The 21,285-nt window shown below is 72.3% G+C and carries 21 protein-coding genes; 14 read left to right on the forward strand and 7 right to left on the reverse strand.

The features are described from left to right. Nucleotides 1-3: 3 nt before the first annotated feature. Nucleotides 4-642 (reverse strand): group II truncated hemoglobin, encoded by a 639-nt coding sequence (locus AB0B33_RS04555; RefSeq protein ID WP_360766792.1) that lies wholly within the window; start codon nt 640-642, stop codon nt 4-6. Nucleotides 643-710: 68 nt separating this feature from the next. Between AB0B33_RS04555 and AB0B33_RS04560 the strand changes: the two genes are divergently transcribed. Beyond that, entirely contained in the window at nt 711-1,115 is a 405-nt protein-coding gene (locus tag AB0B33_RS04560; RefSeq protein WP_360766795.1) for a helix-turn-helix domain-containing protein, read from the forward strand. Here the strand turns inward: AB0B33_RS04560 and AB0B33_RS04565 are convergent. Then, on the reverse strand, nt 1,046-1,357 hold the full coding sequence (locus tag AB0B33_RS04565; protein WP_247012088.1) for a metalloregulator ArsR/SmtB family transcription factor: 312 nt from the start codon (nt 1,355-1,357) through the stop codon (nt 1,046-1,048). The genes AB0B33_RS04560 and AB0B33_RS04565 overlap by 70 nt on opposite strands. Before the next feature lie 164 nt (nt 1,358-1,521). Between AB0B33_RS04565 and AB0B33_RS04570 the strand changes: the two genes are divergently transcribed. The 8 genes from AB0B33_RS04570 to AB0B33_RS04605 all read left to right on the forward strand — a co-directional run bounded on the left by AB0B33_RS04570 (nt 1,522) and on the right by AB0B33_RS04605 (nt 10,985). Beyond that, the gene (locus AB0B33_RS04570; protein ID WP_360766797.1) at nt 1,522-2,745 is read left to right on the forward strand and encodes a glycoside hydrolase family 18 protein; all 1,224 of its coding nucleotides are present in this window, start codon (nt 1,522-1,524) and stop codon (nt 2,743-2,745) included. A 106-nt stretch (nt 2,746-2,851) separates the two neighbouring features. After that, nucleotides 2,852-3,517: a DUF2461 domain-containing protein gene (locus AB0B33_RS04575; RefSeq protein ID WP_360766800.1), complete on the forward strand. Its 666-nt coding sequence runs from the start codon at nt 2,852-2,854 to the stop codon at nt 3,515-3,517. Nucleotides 3,518-3,609: 92 nt separating this feature from the next. Beyond that, nucleotides 3,610-5,034 carry a pyruvate kinase gene (pyk, locus tag AB0B33_RS04580; protein ID WP_247012081.1) on the forward strand — a complete coding sequence of 475 codons (1,425 nt, stop codon included), beginning with the start codon at nt 3,610-3,612 and terminating at the stop codon, nt 5,032-5,034. A 36-nt stretch (nt 5,035-5,070) separates the two neighbouring features. Beyond that, the gene (gene tesB / locus AB0B33_RS04585) at nt 5,071-5,967 is read left to right on the forward strand and encodes an acyl-CoA thioesterase II (RefSeq protein ID WP_247012079.1); all 897 of its coding nucleotides are present in this window, start codon (nt 5,071-5,073) and stop codon (nt 5,965-5,967) included. 378 nt (nt 5,968-6,345) lie between these two features. Further along, nucleotides 6,346-7,248 (forward strand): helix-turn-helix transcriptional regulator, encoded by a 903-nt coding sequence (locus tag AB0B33_RS04590; RefSeq protein WP_247012077.1) that lies wholly within the window; start codon nt 6,346-6,348, stop codon nt 7,246-7,248. A gap of 12 nt (nt 7,249-7,260) precedes the next feature. Then, complete coding sequence (locus AB0B33_RS04595; RefSeq protein ID WP_247012075.1) at nt 7,261-7,464, forward strand: DUF397 domain-containing protein; 204 nt, start codon at nt 7,261-7,263, stop codon at nt 7,462-7,464. Between the two features lie 161 nt (nt 7,465-7,625). Further along, nucleotides 7,626-7,835 (forward strand): hypothetical protein, encoded by a 210-nt coding sequence (locus tag AB0B33_RS04600; protein ID WP_360766804.1) that lies wholly within the window; start codon nt 7,626-7,628, stop codon nt 7,833-7,835. 126 nt (nt 7,836-7,961) lie between these two features. After that, complete coding sequence (locus tag AB0B33_RS04605; protein WP_360766807.1) at nt 7,962-10,985, forward strand: AAA family ATPase; 3,024 nt, start codon at nt 7,962-7,964, stop codon at nt 10,983-10,985. Nucleotides 10,986-11,051: 66 nt separating this feature from the next. On the opposite strand, the gene AB0B33_RS04610 is transcribed toward AB0B33_RS04605, so the two are convergent. The 3 genes from AB0B33_RS04610 to AB0B33_RS04620 all read right to left on the reverse strand — a co-directional run bounded on the left by AB0B33_RS04610 (nt 11,052) and on the right by AB0B33_RS04620 (nt 14,479). After that, entirely contained in the window at nt 11,052-12,662 is a 1,611-nt protein-coding gene (locus AB0B33_RS04610; protein WP_360766810.1) for a succinic semialdehyde dehydrogenase, read from the reverse strand. A 109-nt stretch (nt 12,663-12,771) separates the two neighbouring features. Continuing rightward, entirely contained in the window at nt 12,772-13,800 is a 1,029-nt protein-coding gene (locus AB0B33_RS04615; protein WP_247012067.1) for a hypothetical protein, read from the reverse strand. 61 nt (nt 13,801-13,861) lie between these two features. Further along, a complete protein-coding gene (locus AB0B33_RS04620; RefSeq protein WP_247012065.1) occupies nt 13,862-14,479 on the reverse strand; it encodes a TetR/AcrR family transcriptional regulator in 618 nt (205 codons plus the stop codon). A 96-nt stretch (nt 14,480-14,575) separates the two neighbouring features. On the opposite strand from AB0B33_RS04620, the gene AB0B33_RS04625 reads away from it, so the two are divergent. Together AB0B33_RS04625 and AB0B33_RS04630 are read left to right on the forward strand one after the other, a co-directional pair. Next, nucleotides 14,576-15,727 (forward strand): acyl-CoA dehydrogenase family protein, encoded by a 1,152-nt coding sequence (locus tag AB0B33_RS04625; RefSeq protein WP_360766814.1) that lies wholly within the window; start codon nt 14,576-14,578, stop codon nt 15,725-15,727. A 13-nt stretch (nt 15,728-15,740) separates the two neighbouring features. Then, nucleotides 15,741-16,877: a CaiB/BaiF CoA-transferase family protein gene (locus AB0B33_RS04630; RefSeq protein ID WP_360766817.1), complete on the forward strand. Its 1,137-nt coding sequence runs from the start codon at nt 15,741-15,743 to the stop codon at nt 16,875-16,877. Here AB0B33_RS04630 and AB0B33_RS04635 read toward each other — a convergent pair. Together AB0B33_RS04635 and AB0B33_RS04640 are read right to left on the reverse strand one after the other, a co-directional pair. Continuing rightward, nucleotides 16,874-17,404, reverse strand: coding sequence for a GNAT family protein (locus tag AB0B33_RS04635; protein ID WP_360766820.1), 531 nt, complete (start codon nt 17,402-17,404; stop codon nt 16,874-16,876). The genes AB0B33_RS04630 and AB0B33_RS04635 overlap by 4 nt on opposite strands. 826 nt (nt 17,405-18,230) lie before the next feature. Continuing rightward, a complete protein-coding gene (locus tag AB0B33_RS04640; RefSeq protein WP_360766823.1) occupies nt 18,231-19,004 on the reverse strand; it encodes a crotonase/enoyl-CoA hydratase family protein in 774 nt (257 codons plus the stop codon). 104 nt (nt 19,005-19,108) lie between these two features. On the opposite strand from AB0B33_RS04640, the gene AB0B33_RS04645 reads away from it, so the two are divergent. From AB0B33_RS04645 to AB0B33_RS04655, 3 genes are all read left to right on the forward strand, one after another. Then, complete coding sequence (locus AB0B33_RS04645; protein ID WP_166641399.1) at nt 19,109-19,276, forward strand: hypothetical protein; 168 nt, start codon at nt 19,109-19,111, stop codon at nt 19,274-19,276. Between the two features lie 359 nt (nt 19,277-19,635). Further along, nucleotides 19,636-20,118: a helix-turn-helix transcriptional regulator gene (locus AB0B33_RS04650; protein WP_247012056.1), complete on the forward strand. Its 483-nt coding sequence runs from the start codon at nt 19,636-19,638 to the stop codon at nt 20,116-20,118. 123 nt (nt 20,119-20,241) lie between these two features. After that, complete coding sequence (locus AB0B33_RS04655; RefSeq protein WP_247012054.1) at nt 20,242-21,150, forward strand: lytic murein transglycosylase; 909 nt, start codon at nt 20,242-20,244, stop codon at nt 21,148-21,150. Nucleotides 21,151-21,285: the final 135 nt, after the last annotated feature.

Consider the following 21,285-nt stretch of genomic DNA (forward strand, 5'->3'; position numbering starts at 1 on the left):
CGGCTAGGCCCCGCCCGTCGGCCAGGGTGGCCTCGGCCAGTCCCAGCGCGGGACCGGTTCGTGCGGGTCCGGCCGGGCGCCGGGGGCGGAGAAGACGACGGCCAGCCTGCTGCCCCACTCGACGTAGCCGGCGAAGGCCGCGCGGAACTCGGGGTCGGCCGGGAGCCGGGCCTCGTCGGCGGCGTCGAGCAGCAGCGACACCCACCGGCGGCGCTGCGGCTCGGTGATGGCGCGGCCGAGGTGGCGGCCGATCATGTGGGCGTGCCCGCCGTGGCTTCCGGTGTAGGCGGGCGGCCCGCCGAAGACTTCGCCGAGCCAGACGGCGACGTGTTCGGCGTGGTGCGGGTCCATGGTGCGGAAGACCGGTTCGAGCAGCGGGTCTTCGAGGACGTGGCCGTAGAAGATCGTCAGCAGGCGCACGAGGGCTTCGCGGCCGCCGGCCCAGTCGTAGAGGGAGGGGGTGGTGGTTTCGAAGCGTTCGGGCTCGCCTTCGGGCGTGAAGCCTTCGATGCCGCCGAACGGCGACGGGGCGCGCACCAGGTACCGGCCGGGCGCGCGCTCGACGTGGTGCCCGGCCGCGGCCTTCTCGAAGTCGGCCCGCGCGGCTTCTGGCACGGTGTAGCGGAGGTATTCGACGATCACCCGGCCAGGCAACCAGCGGCGGGGTGGCGGGGGCAAGCACGTACTTTCCGGTGCGTAGGGAGAGCGTCATGAAGCGGTACCACTGCGCGACGGAGCTGGCGGTCGACCTGATCGGCGGCAAGTGGAAGCCGGTGATCCTGGCGCACCTGAAGGAAGGCGCCCACCGCTACGGCGAACTGCGGCGCCGGGTGCCCGGGGTGAGCGAGAAGATGCTTACCCAGCAGCTGCGCGAGCTGGCGGCGGACGGGCTGGTGCGCCGCGTGGAGTTCGACGACCGGGTCCCGCGCGTCGAGTACCACCTGACGGCGGTGGGGGAGGAGCTGCGGCCCGCGCTGACGGCGTTGTACGAGTGGGGTGAGCGCCGCGCGGCCGAGCGCGGCATCACGTTCGAGCCGCCCGCCGGTCAGCGCGGGTCGGTCGAGTCCAGGCGCCGCTCCAGCGCGTCGAGGCGCTCGCCCCAGAACCGCCGGTAGGGCGCCAGCCACGCGTCGACTTCCGCCAGGGGCTCGGGCCGCAGCGCGTAGCACCGGCGCTGGGCCGCCACGCGCACCGTCACCAGGCCGGCTTCCCGCAGCACCCGCAGGTGCTTCGACACCGCGGGCTGGCTGAGCGCCAGTTCGTCGACCAGCTCGCCGACCGAGCGCTCGCCATCGCGCAGGAGGTCGAGGATCGTGCGGCGGCGGGGCTCGGCCAGCACCTCGAAGGTCTGCATCACCCCCGAAATGTGCTCCGCGGGCATATTCCTGTCAAGGCATGCACGTACCGACCACCGGGCTGCTTGGTCTGAACCATTGACCTAGTGGTCTAGTCCACTTACGGTGGTGTGGTCCCCACCACTCCGGCACCGTCGCCGTGAGTAATTCTCCGGAGGGAGAACGCATGTCCCGTTTCCGCAGGAAGAGCTTCTCGGCGCTGCTGACCGCGGCGGCCGCCGCGGGCCTGGTCGCGGGGGCCGCGACCGCCCCGGCCGCCACCGCCGCCACCGAGACCGCGCAAGCCTCCGTCGGCAAGGTGGTCGGCTACTTCACCGAATGGGGTGTCTACGACCGCAACTACCACGTCAAGAACATCGAGACGTCGGGTTCGGCGAGCAAGCTGACGCACATCAACTACGCGTTCGGCAACGTGACGAACGGCGGCTGCGCGATCGGCGACGCCTACGCCGACTACCAGAAGACCTACGACGCCGCGGGCAGCGTGGACGGCGTCGCCGACACCTGGGACCAGCCCCTCGCCGGCAGCTTCAACCAGCTCAAGAAGCTCAAGGCCAAGCACCCCGGGCTGAAGGTGCTCTGGTCGTTCGGCGGCTGGACGTGGTCCGGCGGCTTCGGGCAGGCGGCGCAGAACCCGGCGGCGTTCGCGAACTCCTGCTACAACCTCGTCAACGACCCGCGCTGGGCGGGGGTCTTCGACGGCATCGACATCGACTGGGAGTACCCCAACTCCTGCGGCCTGAGCTGCGACACCAGCGGCGCGGCGGCGTACAAGAACCTGATGGGCGCGCTGCGGGCCAAGTTCGGCTCGAAGCTCGTCACCTCGGCGATCACCGCCGACGGCACCAGCGGCGGCAAGATCGAAGCGGCCGACTACGGCGGCGCCGCCCAGTACGTCGACTGGTACAACGTGATGACCTACGACTACTTCGGCGCCTGGGCCGCGCAGGGCCCGACGGCCCCGCACTCGCCGTTGACCGGCTACAGCGGCATCCCGACCGCCGGCTTCTACTCCGACGCGGCGATCCAGAAGCTGAAGAGCAAGGGCGTCCCGTCGGGCAAGCTGCTGCTGGGCATCGGCTTCTACGGCCGCGGCTGGACCGGTGTCACGCAGAGCGCACCGGGCGGCACCGCGACCGGCCCGGCGCCCGGCAAGTACGAGCAGGGCATCGAGGACTACAAGGTGCTCAAGACGTCCTGCCCGTCGACCGGCACGGTCGCCGGCACCGCGTACGCCAAGTGCGGCAGCAACTGGTGGAGCTACGACACCCCCTCGACCATCGCCGGCAAGGTCTCCTACGCCAAGACGCAGGGCCTCGGCGGCGCGATGTTCTGGGAACTGTCGGGCGACACGACCAACGGCGAGCTGATCACGGCCGTCGCCAAGTAGGGCTCCCGGTGCGGCCGGTCGCGCGCGGTGCGCCGGCCGCACCGGGTTCCGACCCCGGGGACACCGGCGCGGAAACCGTCGGTGTCCCCGTTTATCGTTCCTCCCCGTGAAGTTCAGCGGATTCGGCGAGTACGCCGTCGACTTCTTCGACGGCCTCGTCGAGGACAACTCGAAGCCCTACTGGGACGACCACGTCGAGACGTACAAGTCCGACGTCCGCGCGCCGATGGAGGCGCTGCTGGCGGAGCTCGCGCCCGAGTTCTCGGACGGCTTCGGCGAGCCCAAGGTGTTCCGCCCGTACCGCGATGTCCGCTTCGCCAAGGACAAGACGCCGTACAAGACCCACTGCGGCGGCGTGATCGAGCAGGGCCGCGGCGGCGGCGCCTACTACGTCGAGGTCGGCCCCGAGGGCCTGCGCGTCGGCGGTGGCTGCTTCCACCTGGCCACCGACCAGATCGCCCGGTTCCGGAAGGCCGTCGACACCGAGCTGCACGGCGAAGCGCTCGGGAAGATCCTCAAGAAGCTCGAACGCACCGGCTGGGAGGTCCGCGGCGACCGGCTCAAGTCCAAGCCCCGCGGCTTCGACGCCGAGCACCCCCGCCTCGACCTGCTGCGCTACCGCTCGGTCTACGCCGTCCGAGGCTGGGAGCCCGACGACGTCCTGCACGAACGAGGGGCGCTCGATCGGGTGAAAAAGGCGTGGCGGCAGGTGCGCGAGTTCAACGAGTGGGCCCGTGACCGGGTCGGCCCCAGCGAGCAACCCCGCCGTTGACCAGCTGGACGGGGCGGGTTTCTGAACAGTTTCTCTGAACTTTTCGGGATCGGTACAGACGAACGCCCGAAGAGGGACTACGCTGTGCGAACGTGAGCCGACGCGCGAAGATCGTTTGTACCATGGGCCCCGCCACCGCTACGCCGGAGAAGATGCGGGCCCTCGTCGACGCTGGCATGGACGTGGCCAGGATGAACTTCAGCCACGGCAGCCACGGCGACCACAAGGAGGTCTACGACCTCATCCGCACCGCCGCCGCCGAGAGCGGCCGGGCGGTCGGTGTCCTCGCCGACCTGCAGGGCCCGAAGATCCGGCTCGGCACGTTCGCGGGCGGGCCGGTCGAGTGGCACAACGGCGACATCGTCCGGATCACCGTCGAAGACGTCGCCGGCACCCACGACCGGGTCTCGACCACCTACAAGGGCCTCGCCCGGGACGCCAAGCCCGGTGACCGCCTGCTCGTCGACGACGGCAAGGTCGGCCTGGTGGTCAAGGGCGTCGAGGGCCAGGACGTGGTCTGCGAGGTGACCGAAGGCGGTCCCGTCAGCAACAACAAGGGCGTCTCGCTGCCCGGCATGGACGTCTCCGTGCCGGCGCTGTCCGAGAAGGACATCGAAGACCTCGAGTTCGCCCTCGAGCTGGGCGTGGACTTCGTCGCCCTGTCCTTCGTCCGCTCGCCGGCCGACATCGACCTGGTCCACCAGGTGATGGACCGCGTCGGCAAGGGGCGCCTGCCGGTCGTCGCCAAGATCGAGAAGCCCGAAGCCGTCTACAACCTCGAAGCCATCGTGCTGGCCTTCGACGCGGTGATGGTCGCGCGCGGCGACCTCGGCGTCGAGCTGCCGCTGGAGCAGGTCCCGCTGGTGCAGAAGCGCGCCATCCAGATCTGCCGCGAGAACGCGAAGCCGGTCATCGTCGCGACGCAGATGCTCGAGTCGATGATCAACAACTCCCGGCCGACCCGCGCCGAGGCCTCCGACGTCGCGAACGCGGTGCTCGACGGCACCGACGCGGTGATGCTGTCCGGCGAGACCAGCGTCGGCCGGTACCCGATCGAGACCGTGCAGACCATGGCCCGGATCGTCGAGGCGGTCGAGACCGACTCGCCGATCGTGCCGCCGCTGACCCACGTCCCGCGCACCAAGCGCGGCGTGATCTCCTACGCCGCCCGCGACATCGGCGAGCGGCTCAACGCGAAGGCGCTGGTCGCCTTCACGCAGTCCGGCGACACCGTGCGCCGCCTGGCCCGGCTGCACACGCGGCTGCCGCTGCTGGCCTTCACACCGGAGGACTGCGTCCGCAGCCAGCTGTCGATGACGTGGGGCACCAACACCCACATCGTGCCGCGGGTGGACTCGACCGACCAGATGATCCAGCAGGTCGACCACGCCATGCTCGAGATGGGCAAGTACCAGAAGGGCGACCTGGTCGTCATCGTGGCCGGTTCGCCCCCGGGCACCGTGGGGTCGACGAACCTCATCCACGTGCACCGCCTCGGTGAAGACGACCACGCATAAGGGACGTCCTACCCCCGCAGCACATAGGCTCCAGCCATGACTGAAATGGCCAGGACGGCCGCCACCGAACTCGAACAGCCCGGTGGCGGCCAGCCCGTGCTCGATCGCCTGGTCGCCCTGCTCGACCTGGAAAAGATCGAAGAGAACATCTTCCGCGGCGTCTCGCCGGCCCACTCGCCGGTGCGCGTGTTCGGCGGGCAGGTGGCCGGCCAGGCGCTCGTCGCGGCCGGGCGCACGGTCCCCGAGGAACGCCGGGTGCACTCGCTGCACGCGTACTTCATCCGCGGTGGCGACCCGAGCGTGCCGATCGTCTACGAGGTCGACCGGATCCGGGACGGCCGCTCGTTCACCACCCGCCGGGTCGTCGCGGTCCAGCACGGCAAGGCGATCTTTTCGCTCTCGGCGTCGTTCCAGAAGGACGAGCCGGGCATCGAGCACGCCGAGACGATGCCCGAGGGCATCCCCGCGCCGGAGACGCTGCCGACGCTCATGGAACGCGCCGAGGGCTACGCGATCGGCGCGCACAGCCGGCCGCGACCGATCGACGTCCGCTACGTCAACGAGCCGCCGTGGGTCACCCGCGAGACCGGCGAGCGGCCCGCGCGCAACCAGGTGTGGATGCGCGCCGACGGGAAACTGCCCGAGGACCAGCTGCTGCACGTCTGCGTGCTGACCTACGCCTCGGACATGACGCTGCTCGACTCGGTGCTCGCGCGCCACGGCGTGTACTGGGACACCGACAAGGTGCTCGGCGCGAGCCTCGACCACGCACTGTGGTTCCACCGGCCGTTCCGCGCCGACGAATGGTTCCTCTACGACAGCGCTTCGCCGACGGCGTCCGGTGCCCGCGGCCTGGCCACGGGCCGGTTCTTCGCCGAGGACGGCACGCTCCTCGCGACGGTCGTCCAAGAAGGACTTCTGCGCGTCCTCTGAACGCGGCCCGGAAATCACCCCTACGGGCGACAAATTGGCGGAATTTCCCCCGCCGCAAAAGGCAGCCGACCGGGGGGAGAGGGCCGGGGCCGATCGGGGGACAGCCCCGGACCTCTTCTCCCGATGATCACGCGGCGAGCCGCGGATCCATCGTCTACGCTGCTCAACAGGGCCGGGCGGGAACTGGGGCGGGAGCCGCCGGGCCCCGCTCGCGTCCTGGGCAGTGCAGGCCGTGAGCATACAAGAGCATTCTGCAAATTGCAGATTTCCGCCCGGACGGCCGGGCGGGAATAGTGCCGGTGTTATTGCACGACCGCCGTGGTTGGATACTGGCAGCGACCGAACGGCTACGACGCCGTCGACATCCGGAGGTGCGCGATGGCAAGGGGACAGAGCCCCACGGTTCGCCGCCGGAGGCTCGCGGGCGAGCTTCGCCGGCTGCGGGAAGCCGCGGACCTGACCATCGACGAGGTCGGCGAAAAGCTCGAATGCTCCGCCTCCAAGATCAGTCGCATCGAGACCGGCCACGTGGGCGTCACCCCGCGTGACGCGCGGGACATGCTGGCCCTCTACGGCATCACCGGCGACGAGCAGGAAGCGCTCGTCCAGCTGGCCAGGGAGGCCCGCAAGCGCGGCTGGTGGCACGCCTACAACGAGGTCTTCACCGGCACCTTCGTCGGGCTCGAAGCCGATGCGAGTTCGTTGCGCGCGTTCCAGGCCCTGCTGGTGCCCGGGCTGCTGCAGACCGAGCGCTACGCCCGCGCCGTGATCCGCGCGCTGCGGCCGGACGCCGAGGACGCCGAGATCCGCCGCCGCGTCGCCGCCCGGATGGCGCGCCAGGAACTGCTTTCGGAAACCCCGCCGCCGGAGTACTGGGCGGTGATGGACGAGGCCGTGCTGCGCCGGGTGGTCGACGGCCCCGAGGTGATGGCCGAGCAGCTCTACCGCATGGTCGCGCTCGCCGAGAAACCGAACGTGACCGTCCAGGTCGTGCCGTTCGGCGCCGGCGCGCACCCCGGTATGGAGGGCCCCTTCCTCATCATGGGCTTCCCCGAACAGGCCGACCCGGACGTCGTCTACGTCGACGACAGCACGTCCAGCGGCCTCTACCTGGAGGAACCCACAGACGTCCGGCGCTACGGGCTGATGTTCGACCATCTGCGCGCGGCCGCACTGAAGCCGGACGACTCGGTGGATCTGATCGCCGAGGCCGCCGGACGGTTCGCCGAACAGGCTGCCGTTCCGGCTCCGGTGCACCATCTGGAACCGAGGACACAGTAAGGAGTGGGGACCATGGAAGCAGATCTGTCCGGGGCGCGGTGGCGCAAGAGCAGCCACAGCGGGGGCGGCAACGACTGCGTCGAGGTCGCATTCGTCGACGGCGGCGCCGCGGTGCGCGACTCGAAGGACCCCGAAGGTGGTGCTTTCCGCCTGCCCGCGTCGGGCTGGCGGGGGCTGCTGGCCGCGGTGCGGACCGGCGGCCACACGCACGACTGAGGCAGTCCACAAAGACCCCTTACCCCCGCCGAGCTGGGCTCGACCGGGAGTAAGGGGTCTTTTGCCGACCAGAGCTGCGTGATCACCCGATGCCTGGGCCGCCCCCTCAGGACGAACCTGAGTCCTACCAACCGGTGAACTCGGGAACCAAGGGGAACACGATGCACAGCGATCTCATGCTCGACGCGGTCCGGGCCGAAGCGGCCTACCGGGCCGAGGAACTGCGGAAGGCCGGGCGCAGCGCCTGGGCGATCCGCGCCCGTCGCGCCGCCCGCCACTTCCGGGCCGGGCGCACCGACGTCGACGTACCGGCGCAGGAGCGCCGCGAAGCCACGCGGGAGACCGCGGGCGTCGGCGAGACCGCCCGGTAAGGGGGCGGCGAGATGGTGTCGATGGCGATAAGCGGTCGGAAACTGTCGGTGACATCCGGGGCTTCGCCCCAGGTTGGGGGCTTCGCCACCCAAACCCCCGCGAGATTGTCGGTGGGGTAGGCAACAATGCTCCTCGTGCCCCGACTCGGCTCCGGAATCCCGCTCGTCGCCCGTACCCACGAGATGCGGCGGCTCCGCGCCGCCTTCGCCAGGGCTGAACGTGGCGAAGCCGGCGCGGTGCTGCTCTCGGGGGACGCCGGGGTCGGCAAGACCCGGCTGCTGACCGCGCTCGGCGAGCACGTCGACGGCTGCGGTGCGCTGGTGCTCACCGGCCGCTGCATCGACGTCCGCGAAGGCGGTCTTCCTTATCTTCCGTTCGCCGAGGCGCTCGCCCCCCTCGGCGTGGCGACGGACGCGGTGGTCGCGGCCGCGGTGCGGGCCCGGCCCGCGCTCGGGCGGCTGCTGCCGCAGGGGCAGGGTTTCGAGGAGCCGCGGGCGGCGGAGCACCCGCCGATGACTTCCAACGACCGGGAGACCATGGTGCGTCCCCGGCCGGAACAGGACCTCGGTCAGCTGCAGTTGTTCGACGCGGTACTGGGGGTGCTGACCGAGGTCGCGGAGTCGCGCCCGGTGGTGATCCTGCTGGAGGATCTCCACTGGGCCGATGCCTCGACCCGCAACCTGCTGTCCTTCCTGCTGAGCCGGCTGCGCGCGCAGCGGCTGCTGGTCGTGGGCAGCTACCGCGAAGAAGACGTCCACCGGCGCCACCCGCTGCGCGGCCTCCTCTCCGAACTGGTCCGGCTCGCCACCGTCGAGCGCGTCGACCTGCACCCCTTCGGCGCCGCCGACGCCCGCAAGTTCGTCGAGGCGCTGGCCGACGAGCCGCTGGCGGCCGGCGTCGTGGCCGACATCGTCAGCCGCTCCGAGGGCAACCCGTTCTTCGCCGAGGAACTGCTCGCCACCAAGACCGAGTGCAACGACCTGCCCGCCGGGCTGGCCGAGGTGCTGCTGTCCCGGCTCGAGCGGCTCTCGCCGGACACCCGCCGGGTGGTCCGCGTGATCTCGGTGGCCAACGAGCCGGTGATGCACGGCGCGCTCGCCGAGGTCTCCGCGCTGGGGGAGCTGGAGCTCGACGAGGCGCTGCGCGAAGCCGTCCAGCACCACGTGCTCGTGGTGCTCTCGGATGGCTCCTACACGTTCCGGCACGCGTTGCTGCAGGAAGCGGTGTACGGCGATCTGCTGCCGGGGGAGCGGTCGCGCACGCACGCCGCGTACGCCGCGCGGATCCAGGCCCGGCCGCAGGGCCGCGGCCACGACGCGAAGCTGGCCTACCACTCGTTGCAGAGCAGCGACCTGGTCACCGCGCTGCCGGCGTTGCTGCGCGCGATGGACGAGGCCGAGAAGCTGGGCGCGCCCGGGTCGGCGCTGCAGCACGTCGAACAGGCACTGTCCATCTGGGACGCCGTCGCGGCCGCGGACCGGCCCGAGGGCTACGACGAGCTGCGGCTGCTGCACGAGGCCTCGTACTTCGCGGGCACCTCCGGCGAGCCCGACCGGGCGGCGGCTTTCGCGCGTTCGGCGACCCGGGCCCTGACCCCGGACACACCGGTGGACCGCGCGGCGAAGACGTGGCGGCGGCTGGCCGAGTCCCTGCTGGCCCTGGAGGGCACGCTCGACGAGGCGACGGCGGCCATCGACCGGGCGTGGGACCTGGTCAAGGACGGCGGGCCGAGCGGCACGAGGGCGTGGGTGCTGGCCAGCCGGGCCGGGTTCCTGCGGATCCTCGACAAGCCCGAGGAGGCGCTGGACAGCGCGCTGTCCGCGGTCGCCGACGCGCAGGCGGCCGGCGCGGCGGGCGCGGAGGCGTCGGCGCTGGTCACCCTGGGCACGCTGGCCGACTCCGCGGGCGACGCCGCCGAGGCGCGCGAGCGGTTGCGGCAGGCCGAACGCAAGGCGCGGGACGCCGGGGCGCTCAACACCGAGATCCGCGCGACCTACTTCCTGGCGCTGAGCCACGACGACCAGGGCGAGTTCGCCGAAGCGCTGGCGCACGCCGCCCGCGGTGTCGCCCGCGCCGAAGAAGCCGGGCTGAGCTGGAGCGTCTACGGGCTGGAGCTGCGGGCGCGGCAGCTGATGCTGCGCTACCTGATGGGCGACTGGCCGGACGAGAGCGCCGGGCGGGCCGGGCGCGGGGTGTCCAGCGCGGTCGCCGCGCGGATCCTGGCCATCTGGTCGCTGTTCCTCGTCGGCCGCGGCCGGTTCGACGAAGCGGCGAAGCTCGTCGCCGGGTTGCGGCAGCACTGGACGGCGGACATGCAGATCCCGCTGGCGGTGGGCGGTTCCGGCGTCGAGCTGGCGTACTGGCGGGGCGAGCACGCCGAGGCGGTGCGCCGGACCGAAGACCTCATCGGCTGGCTGGAGCGGATCGAACCCGGGCTGCTGGCCGGCATCCGGGTGGCCGCGCTCGGCGTCTCGGCCGCGGCCGCGCTGGCCGCCGACGCCCGGGTCCGCGGCGACTCGGCGGCGGTGGACGCGGCGGTGGCGGCGGGCGAGCGGATGCTGGCGCACGGGCGGATGTGCTCGGTCGTCGGGCAGCCGCGCTCGGGCGAGCTCGGGCCGGAGGGCCGGGCCTGGCTGGCCCGCCTGGAAGCGGCGGCGTCCTGCCTGACCGGCCGGGGCGACGCGGCGAAGTGGACGGTCGCGGCCGAGGCGTTCGGCTACGGCGCCGTCTACGAGCAGGCGGTCTGCCGCTGGCACGAAGCCGAGGCCTTGCTGGCCGGTGACGCCGACGCCGGTGCCGCGCTCGAAGCGGCCCACGCGGTGGCGAACCGGCTGGGCGCGATCCCGTTGCGTGACGCCGTCCGGGACCTGGCGCACCGCGCCCGCGTCGAGCTGGCCGGCGTCGAACCCGCGGCCCCGGCGCGGTCGGTCACCGACCCGCTGACCGACCGCGAGCGCGACGTCCTGGAGCGCGTGGCGCTGGGCCGGACCAACCGGCAGGTGGGGGAGGAGCTCTACATCAGCGAGAAGACGGTGAGCGTGCACCTGTCCCGGGTGATGGCGAAGCTGGGCGCGAGCCGGCGCGCGGAGGCCGTGGCGATCGCCTACGACCGGGGCCTGCTGACCGCCCCGGCCGCCGAACACGCGTAGGGCCGCTCGTGAGTGTTCAGGGCGGTTAGAACCGCCCTGAACACTCACGAGAACCTGCGGCAGGGGTCAGCGGGGGAGGCGGCGCAGTGCCTTGAGGCCGAACGTCATCCCGCGCGACCACAGCGAACCGGGCACCGCGCGCGGCGGCCGCAGCGCGAGCCCGCGCTGCAGTGCGATCGACTGGGACTCGGTGTACTTCAGCAGGCCCTCGGCGCCGTTGCGGCGGCCGACGCCGGAGTCCTTCATGCCGCCCATCGGCACGCCGACGCTGCCGAACGTCGCCGCGTAGCCCTCGTTGACGTTGACCGTGCCGGCCTTGAGGCGCGCGCCGACCTCCCAGCCCGCGCGGCCGTTGCGGGACCAGACGCTGGCGTTGAGCCCGAACGGCGTGTCGTTGGCCCGGTCGATGGCCTCGGTGACGTCGGTGTAGCCGTAGATCGAGACGACCGGCCCGAAGGTCTCGTCCGCGAACGGCAGCATGCCCGCGGTGACGCCGGACAGCACCGTCGGCTCGTAGAACAGCGGGCCGAGGTCGGGCCGGGGACGCCCGCCGGTGAGCACCGAAGCACCCTTCTCGCGGGCGTCTTCGACGTGCGCCGACACCGTCGCGAGCTGGTCTTCCGACGTCAGCGACCCCATCTGGGCCTGGTAGTCGAGCGCGCCGCCGAGCCGCAGCGCCGCGGTCTTCGCCACGAACGCGCGGGTGAACTCCTCGCGGATGTCCTCGTGGACGTAGATCCGCTCGACCGACACGCACAGCTGGCCCGCCGAGGAGAAGCACGCGGTCACCGCGCCGGTCGCGGCCTTGGTGACGTCGGCGTCGGGCAGCACGATCATCGGGTTCTTGCCGCCGAGCTCCAGCGAGTACGACGTCAGCCGCTTCGCGACCTGCCCGGCCAGTTCCTTGCCGGTCGGCGTGGAACCGGTGAAGCACAGGTAGTCCGACTCCTCGACCAGCGCGGTGCCGATCTTCGAGCCGCGGCCGAGCACGATCTGCCAGGTCCCGGCGGGCAGCCCGGCCTCTTCGGCGAGCTCGTGCAGCCACAGCGCCGAGAGCGCGGTCTGGTTGTCCGGCTTCTGCACGACGGCGTTGCCCGCGGCCAGCGCCGGCAGGACGTCCATCGCGGTCAGCGCCAGGGGGTAGTTCCACGGCGAGATGATCCCGACGACGCCCTTGGGGTGCCGGATCTCGCCGGCGCGGGTCAGGCCGGGGATGACGCCGGCGACGCGCCGCGGGGCGAGGAACTTCGCCGCGTGCTTGCCGTAGTAGGCCGCCACCAGCGCGGTCGCGCTGACCTCGTCGAACGCGTCGAGCCGGGCCTTGCCCGCTTCGACCTGGACCAGGTCGAGCACCTCGTCCTGGCGGTCGAGCACGAGGTCGTGCAGGCGGGTGAGCACGCGGGCGCGCTCGGCGGGGGAGCGGTCCGCCCAGGCCCGCTGGGCCGTGCGCGCGCCGGCGAACACCGAGCGGACGTCGGCGTCGGTGGCCTGGGGCAGCGTCGCGATCGGCCGCCCGGTGAAGGGCGCGCGCATCCGGATCGGCGCCGAGTCCGCGCCACCGGCCACGCGGGCGACGAGCTGGGCCGCCCGCGCCGAGCCGGGCGCCCCGGCGACGCCGCCGACGGTCGGCGGCAAAGGCGTGTCTTCGACGGCGTTCGCGGGGGTCGTGCTGGTCATGACGTCTCCGTTCCACGGCGTCCGGAGTCCGCGCGACGCCGCGCAGGGGTTACCGACGAGTACACCATACCGTCGGTACGTCAGATGTCCAGTCTGATGTGAATATCTTTCATGTATTGGGCGGGTTCAACGGCGGCAGCTGGTACGTCGGCTCGGTCGGCTCCTGCTTCGGCGGCGGGTGCGCCTGGGTCGCGCCGCCGTGGGCGTCGTCGAGCCGCGACGACAGGTCGCCGGACACCGGCTCGTCCTCGGCCCGGTCGGAAGCCGGCTGCGCGGGTGCACCGCCGTACGGCTGGGCGCCGAAGGGCTGCGGTGTGCCGTGTGCCGGGGTGGGCGGCTGCTGCGCCGGGAACGGCTGGGACTGCGGTGCGCCGTACGGCCCGGCCTGAGGCTGTGCGGGGAAGGGCTGGGACTGGGGCGCGCCGTACCCCTGGCCGCCGTAAGCCTGCCTCGGGAACTGGGGCGCACCGTACTGCTGCTGCGGCGGCACCGGGTACGGCCGCGACTGCTGCTGGTAGGGCCCCGGCGGCCCACCGGGACCGGCCGTGGCGGGGGCGCGCCGGCCGGCCAGCACCGCGAACACCAGTGCCACCACCGCGACCGCGCCACCGCCGAGCAGCACCCAGAACCCCGTCCCGGTCGCGTAGTGCGACTGGATGGTGCCCTCGCCGGACTCGTAGCTCAACGTCGCCGAGACGTCCATGCCGAGCATCCACACCGCACCGGCCACCCCGGCGCCGCCGGCCACCAGCGCCGTCCGCCCGAGGTCGCGGACGCCCGGGCCCGCCGAGCGCCGCCGGCCCGCGAAGGCCAGTCCGGCCCCGGCCAGCAGCACGACCGCGCCGGCGGTGAGGGGGATCCCGTAGCGCGCGACGTGGGTGTTCTCGTAGAACTTCTTCGCTTCCTCGCCGGGCTCGACCGAGAACGACCGCGACCAGGCGCTGATCGTCTGGCTGGTCTCGGCCTTGCCGTCGACGACCTGCTCGAACGACGTCTGCGGCAGGAACGACCCGGCCACCACGAGCGCCGCGGCCACGGCGCCGAACATCCCGGCGAGCAAGCGGAAGAAGCCGCCGGGATCGGCGGGGGGCCGCGCGGGCGGCGGGCCGTAGGGATAAGGGTGCGGAGCGGCGGTCATGGTGACTCCCCTCTGTCCGGGGGATTGGACCACGATTCGACGGCCGCGGATAAGGGGTTCGTCAGCTCGGAGCAGTGGCGGCGTCCTGGTAGAGCAGGACGGCGATGCGCTTCCACTCCTCGAGCAGCTGCCGCCGCCGGTCCGGGTCGCCGCCGAGCTCGGCGTCCAGCGCCAGCCCGCGGGTGAGGTTCACGGTGAGCCAGAACAGCATTTCGGCGCGCTCGGGCGGGAGTTCGCCGGCGACCTGCGTGACGTGCTCCAGCGTGGCGCGCCCGAGCGCGCGGTCGACCGGGCGGATGGCCGCGCGCAGCTCGGGGTCGGTGCGGGCGGCGACCCACAGCTCGGTGACGGCGGTCGAGAGCGTGCCCGAGTAGCCGGTCCACAGCAGGTCGATCGCCGCGGCGACACCGGTCCCGCCGCTGGGCAGCTCGTCCAGCGAGGCCGCGAGCCGGCGGCGCAGCTTCGTCGTGAGGTGCTCGACCGCGGCCGCCATCAGCTCGGCCTTCGCGGTGAAGTGGTGCTGCACCGCGCCCTTCGACACCCCCGCGCGGGCGCAGATCTCCTGCACCGACGTGCGGGCGTAGCCGACGTCGACCAGGCAGTCGATGGTGGCGTCGAGCAGCGCCGTGCGGGTCTGCTCACGTCGCTGCGCCTGGGTCCGGTGCGCCGTCGAGGTCACTTCGGCCTCCCTGCTTTACCTACAGGCCGGTACGGATGTACATTCCGCAGAGAACTTACATGCTGATCGTCATGTTTTCCAGCAGGAGGGTGTCCCGTGCCGCTGCAACTGCCGAAGAGCTCCTGGAGCACGACCGAGCTCGAAGACCTCCGCGAACTGTCGCGGTCGTTCATGCAGAAGGAGCTCGTGCCGCACCAGGAGCGCTGGGCGGCCGAGAAGAAGGTCGACCGCGAGCTGTGGAACAAGGCCGGCGAGGTCGGGCTGCTCTGCCTGTCGATCCCCGAGGAGTACGGCGGGGGCGGCGGCACCTTCGCGCACGAGGCCGTCCTCTACGAGGAGCAGGCCCGCTCGGGTGACAGCGCGTGGGGCGTGACCGTCCACAACGGAATCGTCGCGCACTACCTGAGCGCGTACGCCTCCGAAGAGAAGAAGCGCGAGTGGCTGCCGAAGATGGCCAGCGGCGAGATGGTCGGCGCGATCGCGATGACCGAACCGGGCACCGGCTCCGACCTGCAGGGCATCAAGACCCGCGCGGTCCGCGACGGCGACCACTACGTCATCAACGGCGCCAAGACGTTCATCACCAACGGTTTCCACGCCGACCTCGTCGTCGTCGCGGTGAAGACCGACCCGGAGGCGGGCGCCCAGGGCGTCTCGCTGGTCGTGGTCGAGACCGACACGCCGGGCTTCCGCCGCGGCCGCGTCCTCGACAAGGTCGGGCTGAAGGGCCAGGACACCGCCGAGCTGTTCTTCGACGACGTCCGCGTGCCCGCCGCCAACCTGCTCGGCGACGCCGAAGGCCAGGGTTTCTTCCAGCTGATGCTGCAGCTGCCCCAGGAACGGCTGATCATCGCCGTCACCGCGGTGGCCGGGCTGGAGGCCGCGGTCGACCTCACGCTCGAGTACACCAAGGAGCGCACGGCGTTCGGCCGGCCGATCTTCAACTTCCAGAACACGAAGTTCACCCTCGCCGAGGCGGCCACGGAAGCCGCCGTCTCGCGCGCGTTCCTGGACCAGTGCATCGAACGGCACCTCAAAGGCGAGCTCGACGTCCAGGGCGCGGCGATGGCGAAGCTGTGGACGACCGAGCGGGTCAACAAGGTCATCGACGACTGCGTGCAGCTCTTCGGCGGCTACGGCTACATGACCGAATACCCGATCGCGCGTGCCTGGGCCGACGTCCGCATCTCGCGGATCTTCGGCGGCACCAGCGAGATCATGAAGGAAATCATCTCCCGCACGCTCTGAAGGGACCTCAGTCATGAAAGCAGGTCCGCTCAGCGGCCTGAAGGTGGTGGAGCTCGCGGGTCTCGCGCCCGGGCCCTTCGCCACGATGATCCTGTCCGACCTCGGCGCCGACGTCGTCCGCGTCGACCGCGCGAAGCCGGGGGAGGACGTGCTCGGCATCCCGACCGACCCGCTCGCCCGCGGCCGCCGGTCGGTCGGCATCAACACCAAGACGCCCGAAGGCGTCGAGCTGGTGCTGAAGCTGTGCGACACCGCCGACGTCCTCATCGAGCCCTTCCGCCCCGGCGTCGCCGAGCGGATCGGGCTCGGCCCGGAGGCGGTGCACGCGCGCAACCCGCGGCTCGTCTACGGCCGGATGACCGGCTGGGGCCAGGACGGGCCGCTGGCCACGGCGGCCGGGCACGACATCAACTACATCGGCATCGCCGGCGCGCTCGAACCGATCGGGCGCGCGGGCGAGCGGCCGGTGCCCCCGCTCAACCTCGTCGGCGACTTCGGCGGCGGTGGCCTGCTGCTGGCGATGGGCATCCTCGCGGCGCTGTACGAGCGGACCACGTCCGGGCGCGGGCAGGTCGTCGACGCGTCGATGGTCGACGGCGCCGCGCTGCTCACCACGAGCCTGCACGGCATGGCCGCGGCCGGCCTGTGGGGCGGCGGCCGCGGCGACAACATGCTCGACGGCGGCGCCCCGTTCTACGACACCTACGAGACCGCGGACGGCAAGTACGTCGCCGTCGGCGCGATCGAGATGCGGTTCTGGGGCGACCTGGTCAAGGTCCTGGAGCTGGACCCGGAGTCGCTGCCGCTGCACGTGGACAAGACGCAGTGGCCCAAGCTGCGCGAGATCCTCGCGACGGCGATCGGCAAGTACACGCGCGACGACCTCGTCGCGCGCGCCGAGGGCACCGACGCGTGCCTGACGCCGGTCCTGGCGCCGGGAGAAGCCGCGTCGCACCCGCACAACGCGGCGCGCGGCACGTTCGTCGACATCGGCGGCATGGTCCAGCCGGCCCCGGCACCGCGGTTCGACCGGACCCCGCCGGAAACGCCGGAAGCCCCGCGCGCCAAGGGATCCGACACCGAAGCCGTGCTGGCCGAACTGGGCGTCACAGACCTCGACGCCCTGCGCGCGGCGGGCGCGATCGCCTAGTTCCGCGTGAGGTCGGAGCGCACGACCGAGTAGATGACGTGGTCGCGCCACTCGCCGTTCCGGAAGTCGTAGCCGCGAAGGACGCCTTCGCGGGTGAAGCCGGCTTTCTCGAGCGAGCGCTGTTCGGCGCGGTTGCCGACCTCGGTCGTCGCTTCGACGCGGTTCAGCTGCGTGTGCGCGAAGAGGTATTCGGCGAGCAGCCGCTGCGCCTCGGTGCCGTAGCCGTGGCCCCGCGCTTCCGGGGCCAGCACGAGGCCGACGTTCCAGCAGTAGGCCGCCGGCCCGGTCCGGGTCCGGTGCCACGAGACGACGCCGAGCACGCGCCCCCCGAGAGCGGGCACGAGCATCCCGCTGTCGGCGGTGAGCATCCCGCTCTCGTGCCACCGGCGGCGCAGGTAACCGGGATCGTGCCACCCGAACCACTGGTGCTCACCCGCGGCGACGGGATCGTTGGTCAGCCGATCGAGCAACTCGAGATCGGCCTCGGCCACCGGCCGGAGCACGACTCCGGAGACATCGCCGTCCATCCGCCGACCTTATCGGCCGCTCGACCGGAACCGCGCCCCCGACGCGTGATCCAGCCCCTCAGGTGACGCGCCGTCGCACACGGTGAGTTTCCGTCCGCTCTGCTGCGCTGGAAGGAACTTTCCTCGCAGCGGTGGAAGTCGCGGTGTGGGTCGGCGTTGCGCTCGGTGCGCGATGCGTGCGGGCCCGGCCACCCCCTGCGCAGGCAGCCGGTGCCCGGGCCGTTTTCGGTGCGGGCCGCCTGCCCAGCGCGGGTCAGGGGTGCCGTCGCCGGTGCCGCGGACTGTCTTCGGCGCGGGAGCCCGATGGGCGGCGGTCCGGCCACCGCCTCCGCCAGGAGCGGGTTGGCCGAGGCCCCTCGCGGGTGTTGGCCGTTCGGTGCAGGCCGCTGCTGTGGCAGTCCGGCCACTGCCCCACCCGGCGCGGGTTGGCCGAAGCCCGCGCGGATGCCGCGTTCGGTGTGGGGCGCCGATGCGCAGCGGTCCGGCTACCACCTCATCAAGCGCGGGTCAGCCAACGCTCCTGCGCAGGTGCTGGGGACCGGCGTTCGGCGCGGGAGTCGATATGCGGCGGTCCGGCCACCGCCCTCGCATGGCGCGGGGCACCCAAAAGCGCCGGCGCCGTGTTCGGTGCGGGAGCCGCTGCACCCGCGGGCGTGCCACGGCCCTCGCAGGGAGCGGGTTGGCGGAGGCCCCTGCGTCGGTGCCGCGGACCGGTGCTCGGTGCAGGGCGGCTGCGCTGCGGTCCGGACACCGCCCCCTCGGCGCGGAGCCGCCGAAGCCCTGCGCCGCTGTCGCGGACCGCGGCCGGTGCGGGAGCCGATGCGGGTCAGCCGAAGCTGCCGTGCCGTCCTTCGCCGCTCGCGAACCGCGCCGCGCCCTCCACCGCCTCCGCCGCCAGTACGCCCGTGCCCATCGCCGCCGCGAACTCCGCCGTCAGCGCGTCCTCTTCGGAGCGTCCCCACTGCGCCAGCGCCGAAAGCCGGTCGCCGCGCAGGCACGCCTGCGGGAACGCCGCCAGCTGGCGGGCCAGCTCCTGCGTCGCCGTGACCGCCTCGCCCGCCGGCACCAAGCGGTTGGCCAAGCCGATCGAGAACGCCTCCTCCGCCTCCACCGCCCGTCCGGTCAGGATCAGGTCCATCGCCCGCGACTGGCCGATCAGCCGCGGCAGGCGCACCGTGCCGCCGTCGATCAGCGGGACGCCCCAGCGGCGGCAGTAGACGCCGAACACCGCCGTCGCGTCCGCGACCCGCAGGTCGCACCACAGCGCCAGTTCCAGCCCGCCCGCGACGGCCGGCCCGTGCACCGCCGCGAGCACCGGCTTGCCGAGCGCCAGCCGGGTCGGGCCCATCGGGCCGTCCCCGTCCGGGTGGGTGCGGTTCACCCGGTCGGTGCCGATCGCCTTGAGGTCGGCGCCCGCGCAGAACGCGCCGCCGGCGCCGGTCAGCACCGCGACGGCGGCGGCCGGGTCGGCGTCGAACGCGCGGAAGGCGTCGGCCAGCTCGGCCGCGGTGGGCCCGTCGACGGCGTTGCGCGCGGCGGGCCGGTCGATCGTGATCGTGGTGACGGGTCCGTCGTGCTCGACCAGCACGTTCCGGGGCATCGGCGCTCCTCGAGGGTTGACCGGCGTGTCTTCCGGGCACGCCTTCCCTAGAGTATTGGGGTGGCCACTCCCGGGACGGGGATCGGCGAGCCGGGAGGAAGCGCATGTCGGGCGGCATGAAGAAGGTCCTGATCGTCGGGGTGGTGGCGATCGTGCTGTTCTTCCTGATCACCCAGCCCACCCAGTCCGCCGATTTCGTGCACCGCGTGCTCGGCTGGCTCAAGGACGGCGCCGAAGCGATCGTGACGTTCTTCCGGACGCTCTTCTCCTGACTTCGACACCCGCGCACCGGCACCGCCACGGGCGGCGCCGGTGGCTACCGTGCGTGTTAACGGACGGTAAATCACGCAACGTCACCAATCCCGGATTTCGGACCCCAGCACTCGACCATCCGGGTGGATTGCGGCTGAAAACGCGCAGGTCGGCGAATTCGTGGCAGCCGGGGTCTGGCGAAGGGGACCACCCCGGCCCTACGGTGCTCACATTGCGTGATCGGGTGGTTCGCCCTCCCCCCGGAGACCCCCGGTACGCAGGCAGTTTCCACTCAGCAAGGTGCAGGTTGGTGCGTGCGGCACCACCGCGTGGGACAGGCGTCAGGCCCTGTCCGTCGGGGACCTACAAGGAGGCAGGGATGACCGGAGATCCCGGAGTGGACGCGCTGATCCGGCAATGGGCCGCCGAGCGCGAGCAGACCCCCGAAGAGCAGGAGGTCGACCGCATCGCGAACGCGTGGCTGGCCGACGCGCCGCCGCAGGCTCCGGGCATCCCCGGCCAGCGCGCCCGGACCGGGCAGTCCCGGTTCGTCCCCGTCGAGTCGGCCGACCCCGGCTACCTCGCCGCGATGCGCAGCCGGCTGCCGGACGTGCCGGAAGAGCTCCTCACCGCCGCCGCGGGCTGGTGGCAGATGGTCGGCGGCGTCGCCGAGGCCGAAGAGTGGTGGGACGCCGGCATCAGCCCGCTCGACCAGCGGGCCCTCGACTACCGGGCGGCCGGTCTCGCGCCGTCCGACCTGAGCCGCCGGCTCGGTCCGATGACCGTCCTGCAGCACCTCCGCCGCGGCAGCGCCCCGGCCTGGTGCGTCGCGCGCCTCGCGCGGCAGCAGAAGTCCGCCTGACGGGACGCTTTTCACTCGGCCGGGTGATCCGGTGTGGTGAGACGATCGGGACGACCCGCGTAACGCTAACCTGCGCGGGCTCGTTGACACTTCGTCGACACCACGCTGGAGGACCGGAGTTACGTGCGCACCAGTACCGGAAACACCGAGGACGACCCGATCGACGCGAGCGTCGAGGAAGCCGCCCCCGCCGCACCGGCACCGCGCTCGTCCGGTGTGGCCGTGCTCACCCGGCTGATCGTGGTCCTCGCCGTGCTGGCCGTGGCCGGCGGCGGGATCTGGCTCGTCACGCGCGCCTCGACGCCCGAGGCGAGCCCCCTCACCACCGAAATCCCCGCGTTGCAGGTCAAGGCGGCCGACGTCCGCCCGGGGTCGGTCGCCCCGGCCGGTGGCGCCGTCGCGGGCGGGGCCGAGCAGCAGACTTCTCCCCAGCAGGCCCGCAGCACCGGCCCGGCCACGCTGTCGCAGTGGGCGAGCCAGGTCGCGGCCGTGACCGGCGTCCCGGCGCGGGCGCTGTCCGCGTACGGCAACGCCGAGCTGGCGATGCGCGCGGACCAGCCGAAGTGCAAGATCTCGTGGGCGACGCTGGCCGGCATCGGCCGCATCGAGTCGAACCACGGCCAGTACGCGGGCGCGGTCCTCGGCGCGGACGGCCGCCCGTCCAAGCCGATCATCGGCGTCCCGCTCGACGGCTCTTCGGGCGTCCAGGCGATCGGCGACACCGACGGCGGCCGCTACGACGGCGACGCCGGGGTGGACCGCGCGGTCGGCCCGATGCAGTTCATCCCGAGCACCTGGCGCAAGTGGGCCTCCGACGGCAACGGCGACGGCCTCGGCGACCCCCAGCAGATCGACGACGCGGCCCTGGCGGCGGCTCGCTACCTGTGCGCGGGCGGCCGCGACATGGCTAGCCCGAGCGGCTGGTGGGCCGGGATCCTGTCGTACAACAACTCGACGGAGTACGCGCAGAAGGTGTTCGGCCTGGCCGACGGCTACGCGAAGGGCGCCCAGTCGGTTCGCAAGCAGGGCTGACCATCGTGGCTGCTGGCCCGGTGGGTGATGGGTGCCCAGTCGGTCCGCAAGTGGGCTGACCACCGTGGCTGCTGGCTCGGTGGGTGATGGGTGCCCAGTCGGTTCGCAAGTGGGGCTGGCCATCGTGGCTGCTGG

The sequence above is a fragment of the Amycolatopsis sp. NPDC049159 genome (assembly GCF_040648295.1).
Classification (GTDB): Bacteria; Actinomycetota; Actinomycetes; order Mycobacteriales; family Pseudonocardiaceae; genus Amycolatopsis; species Amycolatopsis pretoriensis_A.